Source organism: Chitinophaga sp. GbtcB8 (assembly GCF_019091455.1).
In the GTDB taxonomy this organism is placed as follows: Bacteria; Bacteroidota; Bacteroidia; order Chitinophagales; family Chitinophagaceae; genus Chitinophaga.
Genome location: NZ_JAGXJN010000009.1, coordinates 86,350 through 98,895, shown reverse-complemented (window position 1 = coordinate 98,895; position 12,546 = coordinate 86,350). Strand labels below are relative to the sequence as shown.

General features: G+C 47.5%; 10 protein-coding genes and 1 tRNA gene. 7 read left to right on the top strand and 4 right to left on the bottom strand.

Going from position 1 to position 12,546, the window contains the following annotated elements; genetic code table 11:
• Positions 1–156: 156 nt before the first annotated feature.
• The 3 genes from KVT36_RS11045 (at position 157) to KVT36_RS11035 (ending at position 3,334) form a co-directional block, all read left to right on the top strand.
• Positions 157–963, top strand: coding sequence for a helix-turn-helix transcriptional regulator (locus KVT36_RS11045; RefSeq protein WP_217603549.1), 807 nt, complete (start codon positions 157–159; stop codon positions 961–963).
• A 92-nt stretch (positions 964–1,055) separates the two neighbouring features.
• Positions 1,056–1,541 carry a GNAT family N-acetyltransferase gene (locus KVT36_RS11040; RefSeq protein WP_368670017.1) on the top strand — a complete coding sequence of 162 codons (486 nt, stop codon included), beginning with the start codon at positions 1,056–1,058 and terminating at the stop codon, positions 1,539–1,541.
• A 17-nt stretch (positions 1,542–1,558) separates the two neighbouring features.
• On the top strand, positions 1,559–3,334 hold the full coding sequence (locus tag KVT36_RS11035) for a DUF885 family protein (protein ID WP_217603548.1): 1,776 nt from the start codon (positions 1,559–1,561) through the stop codon (positions 3,332–3,334).
• Positions 3,335–3,509: 175 nt separating this feature from the next.
• Here the strand turns inward: KVT36_RS11035 and KVT36_RS11030 are convergent, their stop codons facing one another.
• From KVT36_RS11030 to KVT36_RS11020, 3 genes are all read right to left on the bottom strand, one after another.
• The gene (locus tag KVT36_RS11030; RefSeq protein ID WP_217603547.1) at positions 3,510–4,139 is read right to left on the bottom strand and encodes a hypothetical protein; all 630 of its coding nucleotides are present in this window, start codon (positions 4,137–4,139) and stop codon (positions 3,510–3,512) included.
• A gap of 86 nt (positions 4,140–4,225) precedes the next feature.
• On the bottom strand, positions 4,226–5,008 hold the full coding sequence (locus KVT36_RS11025) for a hypothetical protein (RefSeq protein ID WP_217603546.1): 783 nt from the start codon (positions 5,006–5,008) through the stop codon (positions 4,226–4,228).
• Positions 5,009–5,226: 218 nt separating this feature from the next.
• Positions 5,227–5,300 (bottom strand) — tRNA-Asp (locus tag KVT36_RS11020).
• A gap of 155 nt (positions 5,301–5,455) precedes the next feature.
• Here KVT36_RS11020 and KVT36_RS11015 point away from each other — a divergent pair.
• From KVT36_RS11015 to KVT36_RS11005, 3 genes are all read left to right on the top strand, one after another.
• Entirely contained in the window at positions 5,456–6,043 is a 588-nt protein-coding gene (locus KVT36_RS11015; protein WP_217603545.1) for a DUF445 domain-containing protein, read from the top strand.
• 260 nt (positions 6,044–6,303) lie between these two features.
• Entirely contained in the window at positions 6,304–8,874 is a 2,571-nt protein-coding gene (locus tag KVT36_RS11010) for an outer membrane beta-barrel family protein (protein WP_217603544.1), read from the top strand.
• A gap of 169 nt (positions 8,875–9,043) precedes the next feature.
• Positions 9,044–11,503 carry an outer membrane beta-barrel protein gene (locus KVT36_RS11005; protein WP_217603543.1) on the top strand — a complete coding sequence of 820 codons (2,460 nt, stop codon included), beginning with the start codon at positions 9,044–9,046 and terminating at the stop codon, positions 11,501–11,503.
• On the opposite strand, the gene KVT36_RS11000 is transcribed toward KVT36_RS11005, so the two are convergent.
• On the bottom strand, positions 11,500–12,156 hold the full coding sequence (locus KVT36_RS11000) for a protein-L-isoaspartate(D-aspartate) O-methyltransferase (RefSeq protein WP_089912025.1): 657 nt from the start codon (positions 12,154–12,156) through the stop codon (positions 11,500–11,502). The two genes, KVT36_RS11005 and KVT36_RS11000, sit on opposite strands and share 4 nt — an antisense overlap.
• A 223-nt stretch (positions 12,157–12,379) precedes the next feature.
• On the opposite strand from KVT36_RS11000, the gene KVT36_RS32990 reads away from it, so the two are divergent.
• The coding region (locus tag KVT36_RS32990) for a hypothetical protein (protein ID WP_256449960.1) at positions 12,380–12,546 on the top strand (167 nt) is incomplete at its 3' end.

Below are 12,546 nucleotides of genomic sequence, written 5' to 3'. Positions count from 1 at the left end.
GTATAGCCCCTATCTCCCTGATATTCAACTAATAATAGAAAAGCCCAGCCTGTTCGCCGAGCTAGTAAGTAGATTTTGCGAATGCAAATATAAGCAATTCCGGGACAACCAGCAAGCAATAGTGTCTTTCCCGGGGATGTTGTACTTTTACTACCTATGGCCGGCCAACATCCAATTGTATTCACCAGCGGGGACTATGCAGGGCAAAAAGTGAAAGAAGTACACTTTGGTCCTATCATTACTACCGAGACTATTTTCCCGGATGGCCTGTCGTCCCAATGGCATTACCATTCCAATCCTCATTTTTCACATATTCTTTCCGGAGGCAGTAAGGAGATCCGTAAGAACGGCTCCCAGCAGCAGGCCGCTGGTACGGGTTTGTATTATTACCCGGGTGTGCCGCATCAGAACATGGATTACCGTGCCGGCACCCGCATTTTTAATATAGAGCTGGAACCTGCTTTTTTTGAACAGTATGAGCTGCCTGTACCCTGCGCTTCCTTTATGGAAAAGGAAAGCATGGAGCTGAATACCGGTGGTTTAATGAAGCTGTTAAAAGAGCATTACCGCCAGGATGCAGATACCCTTATTGCTATGGACCAGCTGTGCATACAGCTGCTGCAAACAGGACAGCCCACAGAAAAATATTTCCCTGAATGGGCGCAGAAGATCAGAACAGCGCTGCAGGATCAATGGAATGATCCGCTGACCTTATTGCAGCTGGCGGAACAATTACAGCTGCACCCCGTTACCATCTCCAAACATTTTTCAAAATACTTTCGTTGCAACTTAGGCGAATACCGCCGCAGATTAAAAGTGGAGCGTGCTTTATCCCTCATACGCAGCACTCCCCTTTCCCTTACTGAAATAGCCTACAGCTGTGGTTTTGCAGACCAGGCGCATTTCACCAAAACCTTTCAGCAGGTAACAGGCCTGCTGCCCAAACATTACAGGCACCTCTGATCCCACATTTTTTTTACAGGCTAACTACATACAATTTTGCGCAGCGCGCCTGCTGTTATTTTGCATTACCGTTTAACCAATAAACAGAAACTGTGCAAAGTGCTCTAATAAGGCCGGTACAGCCGCAGGATAATGCAGCAATGGCCGCCATCATCCAACAGGTGCTGAAAGAGTTTAATGCTCACAAACCCGGTACTGCCTATTTTGATCAAAGTATACATGATCTCTACAACTCCTTCCGCGCACAGGCAGCCGGGTATTGGGTTATAACAACGCAGCAGCATTTATGGGGTGGTGGCGGTATTTATCCTACGGAGGGCTTACCTGCCGGTTACTGCGAACTGGTAAAGCTATACCTGCTGCCCGCTGCAAGAGGCCAGGGATGGGGCAAACAGCTTATCACACAATGTTGTACGGCCGCTGCCGAAAAAGGTTACACACATATATACCTGGAAACTATGCCCGAGCTGCACACCGCTATTCCCTTGTACGAAAAAATGGGATTTGAATATTTAACCGCACCACTGGGCCAGTCAGGCCATTACAGCTGCTCCGTGTGGATGGTAAAAACATTATAACAACTTTTATGAGAAACATGAAGAAGGTTGTACTGCTATTAATGATGGCAGTAACAGCCATGACCACTGCTGCCGCACAGGCAACAAAGCTGCACCGGTTATTTGAAGATTATCAGCAGGAATACCAGCAGCTTTTTCCGCTGGATGCCACCTTTGCCGGTGACCACCGCTATGATGACCAGCTGCCAAATGATATTTCCGCACCCTTCCTGGCAAAAGAGCATAGCTTTTACGAAAAATACCTGCAGGCGTTACATACTATTCAGCGCAGCAGCATAAATACGGCAGACCGCATCTCGTACGATGTGCTGCAGGAAATGCTGGAAACCGGCCTGGAAAAGAAAGATCTGCGGCTGGAATACATGCCGGTTAATCAATTCACCTCTCTGCCCGCGCTCATGGGGCAGTTAGGTACCGGCACTTCTGCACAGCCTTTTAATACCGTAAAGGATTATGATAACTGGCTGAAACGGCTCACGGCCTTTGTTCCATGGATAGATACCTGCATAGCTAACTTTAACAAAGGCATACAAACCGGTTTAGTGCTGCCTAAGATCCTGGTTATAAAAACCATTCCGCAAATGACTGCGCTGGCAGCAACAGATACGGCCAAGAATGTGTTTTACCAGCCATTAAAACACCTGCCGGATTCCTTTGCCACAGCAGATAAGCAACGCATACTACAGGACTATCAACAGGTACTTACACAGCAGCTGCTTCCGGCTTTTAAAAGGCTGGCAGATTACCTGCAAAACACTTATCTGCCTGCCGCTACAGACAGCGCAGGCCTGTCGGCCCTGCCGGGCGGCGCAGCCATTTACCGCTACTATATACGCTTCCATGCTACTACGGATGAAAGCCCGGAAAGCATTTACCAGACCGGCTTACGGGAAGTGGCGCGTATTACGCAGCGTATGGAAACGCTGAAAGTGCAAACCGGTTTTAAGGGCACTTTGCAGGAGTTCTTTCATTACCTGAGAACAGATCCTAAGTTCACGCCTTTTACCACACCGGAACAGGTGCTGGATGCTTACCGCCATATTTATGAAAAGATAAAACCACACCTGCCCGCCCTGTTTGAGCTATACCCTAAAACACCTTTTGAGATCAGGCGGTTTGAGGCTTTCCGTGAAGCGTCGCAGGCCGGGCCCGCATATGTGCTTGGCTCCGCAGATGCTACGCGTCCTGGTGTGTTCTATGTACCTGTGCCGGATGCTACCAAGGTGAATGTTACTTTCTACGGGCTGGAGGTAAATTTTATTCATGAAGCCATTCCCGGGCACCATTTCCAGATATCGCTGCAGCAGGAAAATAAGTCGCTGCCGGCTTTCCGCCGTCAGCCTTCCTTTAAGGGTTTTGTTGAGGGATGGGCCCTGTATTGTGAATCACTGGGCCCCCTGCTGGGCTGCTACACCGATCCTTACCAGCAAATGGGTGCGCTGAATAACGAAATGCACCGCGCTATACGGCTGGTGGTGGATGTAGGCATCCATACCGGTAAAATGACGCGCGAGCAGGCCATTGCCTACATGATGGCCCATGAGCCGGTGAGCGAACCCATTGCCATAGCCGAAATAGAGCGCTATATGGCCTTTCCCGCACAGGCGCTTACCTACAAGATCGGGGAATTAAAGATTCAGGCATTACGAAAAAAATACGAGCGACAGTTAGGCCCGGCCTTTAACCTGCGCAGCTTCCATACTGCCCTGTTACAGCAGGGTGATATGCCGCTGAATGTACTGGAAAGTTACCTGGATGAATGGGCTGCCGGGCAGGCAAAAAGACCTAAGTAAGATAATATTTACCTGTATATAAGCTATAGATAAGCCATCTCTTATAAGGGATGGCTTATCTATGACTTACCTATGGCTTATATATAGCTTATATATGGGTTATCTATTTTCTGGAATCGAATTGTCTTATACTATTGCCAGGAAGCAATCAAGATAACAGCTCTTTTATGCAGTATCAGGATGCACCCTTTTCTGTTAACGCCGGCATTCTGCGCAGCTCCATTTTTAGCCATTCTATGGCCTGGTTCTGTAAGGTATTACCAGCCTGGCCCTGCATGAGCTTTAATCCCAGCTTTCTACCCGCATGCTCAAACAGGGGTTTATCAGTGGTAATGCGCCATAAAACATGCGGTTTGGTGCAGATCAGGAACTGGCAGTCCCAGGTAAGATAAAATGGCTGATAGGCATGGTTGGCAAGGGCGCCGGGGCTATCCGGCCCCTGGGGCAGATCTTCTTTCTTTTGCAGGGGCTCTGCAAATAACCAATACCAGATATTCTGCAGCTCGTGAATGTATTCCACCACCCGCACCTTATCATAACCCGTGAATTGCAGTATATAGCGGTTATCGGCAGCAGCTTTAAGGAAAACGGGCAGGCCGTGGTGTACTTTGGTCCAGTTATTAAAATCCTGGGGGCGTACCAGGTTAAAACCCAGCTTGCTCAGGCGGGGCGCCTGTAAGCGTAAAGGTTGCAGCTGATCACACAACGCCATCAATATAGGATAGTGATGTTCTGAGATCCTGATCACCTCCTTTCCCAGGGCAAAATAATTGCCCATTCTAACCTCCTCTAATTCAACTGGCATAGCCCTTCTTTTTCCGTAAAGCTAATATTTTTAGCAAAAAACTAAAAAATGTAGTTTAAAGGAGGGGTGCTGCTATAGCGGAGGGACTAGAAATCATAAATTTTAAATTCCGGGGAACTACCACTTAAACCCTGGTAACTGGAAAAATCAACGCCCCTTGATTTATATTCTCCCGCTTCTATGCCTGATCGTACCAAGTCCTCCTTATCATTGATATTGGCCAAAACGGCTGTTATGTAGTCTTTTCCATCCGCTACAATATGACCTGGTGATTCGGCTACATTTTTGGGATTATGCCATTCGCATTCTCTATAGGGTTTATTGTTTTCTGAAGGCTCCCAGGCGTCAACAACCGTTGCCCTTTCTATGTCATTTACGTCGGCTATAAGCAAAAATTGATGATCCCCTCCTGCCCATGACATAAGCCAAATATGCTTACCCGGGTATTTGAAATTTGTTTGAAACATAGCGACAACAGCATGCTCCATGCAATTCCCTGCACCCATAATAATAAATGGCAAGACATCTTTTAAACGTTGTTGTAAATTGCGGGGAGCATCATTAAAGGCTGTCCTGGAATCACTTCTGTAACCACGGTTTGATGCGATAGACATTCCGCCCAAAGTTCTTTTGTAAGATGCCCCGTTATTTTCTTTTATATCCTTCCAGACATTTCCTCTTCCATGAGAAAGTGTTTCTTTTGTACTCTTTAATATTTCTGCAGGGTTTCTTTGAATGACTTCTTTTGTGGAAGCAAATATTCCCTGTAACGGGAAAACCGCAGGCATGGATACGCCTTTCGATAAATTGTTAGCAGCAGCCTTACTACTATAACCTCGATATGAACCGGCTGGTTGTTTTTGTGGCATAGTCAGGGATTTTGAGGGGTAATATCTTTCAAAGTACATATAAAAATACGTTGAAAAATATCCGTTTTAGCTTTGGGCCTGGGAAACCGGAATATTTTGCTAATGGCAGCAAGGTTAACAGCATTATAATTAATGGCGTTTGCAACCATTTCCATTGTTAGCTACAGGATACAGGAGAAATTAAAAACGGGAAGCCTTTTTTAAGACTTCCCGTTTCGGGTGGATGATGGGGTTCGAACCCACGACCCCTAGAAGGACAATCTCGTGCTGTTACCAGCTCAGCTACACCCACAGCTTCATTTTGCGGACTGCAAAGATAAGTGAAATCATTCTCAATTTCCAAATAGCTGCCTAAAAAATTTCTATCCTGCCAGGCTCCCTTAACAATCCGCCGCTATTTGCTCATTTTTCCCTTTCTTTGCGCTCTCTTAAAACTGTGAGTTTACAATGTCTATCTACCTGATTCCGTTCATCTCCGCTTTCATAGGATGGTTCACTAACTGGATCGCCATTAAAATGCTGTTCCATCCCCGGCAGCCTATGAAACTGGGTTTTATGACCCTGCAGGGCATCTTCCCCAAACGGCAGCGGCAGTTTGCCGAAAAGCTGGGTAAGCTGGTAGCAGATGAGCTGTTATCATTTGAGGATATTCGCGAAAAGCTCACCGACCCCCAGAAGATCAAAAATATTATACCCCTGGTAGAAGATCACCTGGAACATTTCCTGCGCGTAAAACTGCCGGAAGCCATGCCGGTGCTTTCCATGTTCATTGGCGACAGCACCATTAAACAGATCAAGGATGTACTGGTAAAAGAGCTGGACACCCTTTTCCCCATGATGATAGCCCAATACCTGGACAATGTAAAAGACGAGCTGGACCTGGAACGTATTGTTACCGACAAGGTAGCCGCTTTTTCTTCTGATAAGCTGGAGCAGATCCTGCAGGGAATTATGTCGCGCGAGTTCCGTTTTGTAGAGATCATTGGCGGTGTGCTGGGTTTCCTGATCGGGATGCTGCAGCTGCTGATGGCGTAAGCATAACATACCGCGCACTACAGCGCTTATCCCTATTATTTGAAATACTGCCGGATGGCTGTTTCCGGCAGCCCGGCGCCCGATAATTGTTAATTACTGTTAAGACCTTTTACCGCTGTTTTTATAGGTTTCCTCGGCTAAAATACCCCATTCGTCATATTAGGCAAAGCGGCATATAAATTACCAATAATTTTGTGCCGGCATCGAACCCAAATCACCTGTTAATATTTTCACACTACAATTTAAGACCAACGAGAGCGATGAAACAATGGTACGTTTTACTGGCCGCAGTTCTGTTAGGACACGCAACCTTACATGCGCAAATACCAATTATGCCCGCTACCGGCGGCAAACAGGGAGCAGCAGCAGGCGCCCGTGGCAGCGCTAACGGCCAGCGGCAAATGCCCCAGATCGGACATGTGTATGGTAAGCTGGTAGATGCTGACTCTAAAAAACCTATTGGTTATGCGGCAGTAGCCCTGCTGAAACTGCGCGATTCCAGCGTGGTAACCGGTATGCTGACCAAAGAGAACGGCGAATTTAACTTTGAGAACCTGCCTTTTGGCACCTTTAATATGCGCATTACCTTCATGGGTTATGGCAGCATTTATAAAAAGGTGGCCATCAGCCCCCAGACCATAGACCAGGACCTGGGCAACCTGAAAATGCGGCCGGATTCCAAGCTGCTGGGCACCGTGGAAGTTACCGGGCAAAAAAGCGCCTTTACCATGGGTATTGATAAAAAGGTGTTTAACGTAGACCGTAACCTGGTAAGCGTAGGCGGCACTGCGCAGGATGTGCTGAAGAACGTACCGGCCGTAAATGTGGATATTGACGGGAATGTAACCGTACGTAATGCCTCCCCCACCATTTTTGTGGATGGCAAACCCTCTACCCTTACCCTGGACCAGATACCGGCAGACGCTATTGAAAGCGTGGAGCTGATCACCAACCCCTCTGCCCGGTACGATGCAGAAGGCATGTCAGGCATCCTGAACATTGTGCTGAAAAAGAACCGGCGTGCAGGCATTAACGGTATGGTAACCGCAGGTATTGGCACCGGCGATAAATACAATGGCGGCGGCAACATTAATGTGCGCCAGGGAAAGGTGAATGTATTTGCCAACTACATGGTGAATGCCAACCGCAACTGGGGCAATGGTACTACAGACCGCACCAACTACCTGAATGGCGATACCAGCTTCCTGAACCAGCAAAGCAACAGCCGCAGCACCCCTACTTTCCAGTTTGGCCGGGTGGGTTTGGATTATTACCTGGATAACCGCAACACCATCTCTGTTTCACAGAACATTGTAGACGGTAATTTTAAAAACTACGAGGACCTGCGCAGCACCTTTAATAAAGGCGATTCCCTGAGCAACCGTATTAATAACAACAAGTTCGGTTTCCGCAACTACACTACTGCGCTGGATTTCAAACATACTTTTGCAGAACCTAACCGGGAATGGTCGGCCAGTGTTAACTATAACTACAGCACCAACAACCGCAACGGTGATTTTAATACACAGCCGCTTACGCCCGACGGGTTGCCTACCGGGCAGGCTGCTTTGCAGAACAACCACTCTGACGGTAAAACCACCTTTATTACCGCGCAAACGGATTATACCGATCCTATTGGTAAGAATGGTAAAATGGAGCTGGGTTTAAAAACCACTATCCGCAATTACACCAGTGTTTACAATGTGTATGACCAGGATAGCATTACAAAGAACTACACCTTTAACGATCTGCTGTCTAACGACTATAAATACAAAGAACAGATCTATGCAGGGTATGTCAACTACTCCGGTACTGTTGGTAACTTTGGTTACCAGGGCGGTTTACGTGTGGAGCAGTATGTTTACTCCGGCGAGATCCCCAGCGAAGGCATGAAGTACAAGCCTACCAAAGCCACACCGGGTTTCTTCCCCAGCGTATACCTGTCGCAGAAGTTCAAGAACGACCAGGAGCTGCAGCTGAACTACAGCCGCCGTGTAACCCGTCCCAACTTTTTTCAGCTGATACCTTACCGCGATTATACTGACCCGCTGAACCAGCGCGAGGGTAATCCGAACCTGAAACCGGAGTATACCAACAGCCTGGAATTTTCTTACGCTAAGAACTGGAAGAACAGCAATTTCCTGGGTTCCATTTACTACCGGAATACCAATAACCTGCTGTCTACCATCAGCGTGCCTTTAGGGAAAGATACCCTGCTCACCACTTTTGTGAATGCGGATAAGAACAACTCTTACGGCGCCGAGCTGACCGGTAAAAAAACCTTCTTTGGCATATGGGATGTAACGGCCAACGTGAACCTGTACCGCACGGAAATTTCCGTAACACAGGATAAAGAAGTATTTAAGAACAGCAACTTTAGCTGGAATGCAAAACTCAATTCAGAGACCAAGCTGCCGGCTAACTTTACGTTGCAGATCAGCGGTAACTACCAGGCGCCAACCATAGCCCTGCCTAGTAATGGTGGTGGACGTGGCGGCGGAGGCGGTGGCTTTATGATGGTGCCCACCTCTGCCCAGGGTACTATTAAAGGCTTCAGCAGTATAGATATAGGTTTAAAAAAGGATTTCCTGAAGAAAAAAACAGCCTCCCTTACCCTGGCCCTTTCCGATGTATTTAATACCCGCCAGTATGAGCTGAACCAGGTAGCGCCGGCCTTCTCGCAAGACTATATCCGTAAGCGTGAGTCGCGCATACTGCGTCTTACTTTTGCTTACCGCTTTGGCAAATTCGATGCGCAGATCTTCAAACGTAAGAACACAAAAACAGACCGGGATAATATGCAGAACATGCAGGGCGACCAGTCGTTCTAATGAATAATTAAGAATTAAATAATTAATATAGGAAGCAGGAGACCATCTCTCCTGCTTCTTTCATTATAGCAGTCACACATCCCCCCCTCCGGCCACTCATCATAAATCGTTCAAGGTTCCCCCTTAGATGAATATTTTTACGGTATTAATGCTATCATTCCACCTGATCATGAACAGTCGCTTACTACTCGTATGCGTATTGTTGTGCGGCTATTACCATGCTTTAGCGCAGGACAATACCCCCAATGCAACCATTAAAGTTTCCGGCAAGGCGCTGGACGGGGCTACCGGCAAACCGGTAGAGTATGCGTCTGTAGTGCTTCTGCACAAAGCCGATTCTACCGTAGCTTATGGCATGTACACCCAGCCTACCGGCAACTTCAGCTTTACGGCTGTAAAACCCGGCGACTATGTGCTGCGCATTACCTTCATGGGATATGAAAAAATGGAGAAAGAGGTACGTGTTACGGCACTGAAACCATCCACCACAGTTGGTACCCTGCGTTTGCATACAGCCGGCAAAGTATTATCTGCCGTGGAAATAAAAGCAGAAAAACCAGCTTTCAGCATGCAGATAGACCGGCAGGTATTTGATGCCGGCAGCATGGTAACCGCAGACGGCGGCACCGGTACCGACCTGTTAAAGAACGTGCCCGGCGTAGATGTGGATATTGACGACAACGTAACCCTGCGCGGCAAAAGCGTAACCATTTATGTGGATGGTAAACCCTCTCCCTTTGGCGATGCCAAAACAGCCCTGCAAATGATACCCGCAGAAACGGTAGATCATGTGGAAGTGATCAGCAACCCATCCGCCAAGTTTGAAGCCCAGGGCGGCGGCGGCATCATTAATATTGTGCTTAAAAAAGATAAGGCTGTTGGGTATAACGTGATGTTCAACGGCGGGGTAGCCACCCGCGGACAACTGAACGGCAGCGTGAACGGCAGCCTGCGCATACGGCGCTTTAACTTTTTTGCCAATTACTATGGCCGCTACGGCTCACAGACAGGCAGTGGTTTCAGCAACCGCCATAACCTGGTTCCGGATAGCAGCAATACCGCCTACTTTACACAAGCTAACAATAGCCATAATAGTGATGGCTCCCATGGCGGGCGCCTGGGCCTGGATTATTACCTGGATAAATACAATACCGTATCCATTTCTGAAGGTATTAACTTCAGCAACGGGAATAGTGAAAATCATATCCTGCTTAATTACCTGGATGCAGATAAACAAAACCTGCGCACCGGCGACCGTAATAACAGCAGCCATTATTTTAACCCGACCAATAATACCAACTTTAACTTCCGGCATACCACCAATAAGGAGAACGAGGAGCTGACCGCTTATGTAAGCTATAGTAACAACAAGGGCAATAGTAACAGTGACTACTATACGCTGTACCAGAAACCCGGCAGTGCAGAAGATCCTGACCGGCAATCCAACACAGGCCTTAATCACAACCAGTTCTGGAATGCGCAGTCGGACTATACCACGCCCATGGGTAAAAAAGGTAAGTTTGAAGCGGGTGTAAAAGGTACTTTCCGGAAAATAGATAATGATTACACAGCCCTGCTGTTTAATTATGATACGGACCAGTTTGAGAAAAGCAACAGCCTTTCCAACACGTACTCCTACAAACAAAATATTTATGCGGGTTATGTGAATGTGTCCAGCGCTATTGGTAACCTGGGTTACCAGGTAGGCGCCCGTATAGAGCAGGCCCAGTTAAAAGGATATTCTTACAGCCAGAATGCTGCAGTGGATAACAGCTTCTTTAATGTATTTCCCAGTGTGTTCCTGAAGTACAACCTGCCTCACAACCAGGACCAGAGCCTGGTGTTCAACTACGCTACCCGCGTGGATAGGCCGGATTTTAATGACCTGCTGCCTTATATTAATAACTCTGACCCGCAGAACATACGTACCGGTAACCCGGACCTGCAACCTTCCCTCACCCACAAGTTTGAGATGAACTATTCGCAATACTATCCCAGGTCGCGCGATTTTATGAACACCGGTGTATATTACTCTCAGGCCAATGATGATATAGACCGCCTTAGCATACTGGACACCATTACCGGCATTACCACCACCAAACCCATGAACCTGGCCAAAGACCAGGACTGGGGCGGCAACGTCACCTACCAGCTGCACCTTTTCCGCTGGTGGGATGTAACCAGTAACCTGAACCTGGAATATAGCAAGCTTACAGGATCCGGCAGCTTCAGCACGCTTACCAATGAATACCTGACCTACGGCGTGAATGTAAACAGCACGCTTCGTTTTCCGTCCCATTTTAATGTACAGCTGCAGGGGCATTACCGCTCTCCCCGTGTATCGCCGCAAGGCACTACCAAAGCTATGAACGGTATAGACCTGGGCCTGCGCAAGGAGTTCCTGAAGAATAATGCACTAGCTATTTCCCTGAATATTTCTGATCTGTTAAATACCCAGCAATTCAGCAACCACTATGAAACGGATGCTTTTATACAGGACTATGAGCGCAAACGCACCACACGTTTCATTCGCCTGAACCTGCGCTACCGCTTTGGGAAGATGGACCCGAATATGTTTAAGAAGAAGAAGCAGACCGAAGAACCGGAAGAGCCCATCATTCAGAATTAGGATCTTTTTCCTGAGAGCATCGGTACAAAAGAGAAGTTATCAAAGGTTTCCTGCTCATAATCATTATCGCCTGTTTTGGTGATACGGATCATGCGCTGGATCTCGCTGCCGCCTACCGGCACCACCATCTTACCGCCAATTTTCATTTGCTGCAGCAGTTTGGGAGGTGTTTGCGGCGCAGCCGCAGTGATCAGTACCTTATCAAAAGGGGCAAAAGTGGGTAATCCTTCATAACCATCCCCATAAAAGAAGCGGATGGTGGGGTAACGGGATTTAAATGGGAATTGTTTTACCTGGTCAAACAGCTTTTTTTGCCGTTCTATGGTGAACAGGTTGGCCTTTAGCTCGCCTAATACGCAAGCCTGGTAGGCACTGCCTGTACCTATTTCAAGTACCTTTTCAAAAGGTTTTACTTCCAGCAATTGGGTCTGGTAGGCTACGGTGTAAGGCTGGGAAATGGTTTGCCCCTCGCCTATGGGGAATGCCCGGTCCTCATATGCAATGCCTTCAAACGCGGTGTCTAAGAAATAATGCCTGGGAATGTTGTTGATAGCCGCTAGTACATTTTCGTCTGTGATGCCTTTCTGCCGAAGTGTGTCTACCAATTGTTTCCGCAATCCTTTTTGTTTGTAAGAATCGTCGTACCGCCTCATAGCCGCAAAATTAACCAAACCGGTCAATTTTCAATGGGGTGTGGATTACTTGTTTGAGTGGAAAGCAGAAAGCAGAAAGCTCAAAGCCAATGCAGGGTACGCTTCCAGGAGCTTTTAGCTTTATGCTTTAGGCTTTTAGCTTTTTTACTAACATTAGGAATGTCCACAGCAGGGGAAATACGTTTTTTCCTCTTTATATTTGGACCTCAAATAAAACAGGATCATGGATACTAATATCGAGAACAAGGTAAACCAGTGGCTACAAGGCGGTTTTGATGCCGAAACCGTGGCCGCCGTTCAGCAATTGCAGAAAGGCAACCCCGATGAGCTGGCCGACGCTTTTTACCGTAGCCTGGGGTTTGGCACCGGCGGGTTACGCGGCATTATGGG

Bases quoted from the DNA above. Each gene is read 5' to 3' on its own strand.
- KVT36_RS11030 (WP_217603547.1), bottom strand. From the start codon at position 4,139: ATGCCAGTTGAATTAGAGGAGGTTAGAATGGGCAATTATTTTGCCCTG.
- KVT36_RS11015 (WP_217603545.1), top strand. From the start codon at position 5,456: ATGTCTATCTACCTGATTCCGTTCATCTCCGCTTTCATAGGATGGTTC.
- KVT36_RS11010 (WP_217603544.1), top strand. From the start codon at position 6,304: ATGAAACAATGGTACGTTTTACTGGCCGCAGTTCTGTTAGGACACGCA.
- KVT36_RS11000 (WP_089912025.1), bottom strand. From the start codon at position 12,156: ATGAGGCGGTACGACGATTCTTACAAACAAAAAGGATTGCGGAAACAA.
- KVT36_RS11025 (WP_217603546.1), bottom strand. From the start codon at position 5,008: ATGCCACAAAAACAACCAGCCGGTTCATATCGAGGTTATAGTAGTAAG.
- KVT36_RS11005 (WP_217603543.1), top strand. From the start codon at position 9,044: ATGAACAGTCGCTTACTACTCGTATGCGTATTGTTGTGCGGCTATTAC.
- KVT36_RS11035 (WP_217603548.1), top strand. From the start codon at position 1,559: ATGAAGAAGGTTGTACTGCTATTAATGATGGCAGTAACAGCCATGACC.
- KVT36_RS11045 (WP_217603549.1), top strand. From the start codon at position 157: ATGGCCGGCCAACATCCAATTGTATTCACCAGCGGGGACTATGCAGGG.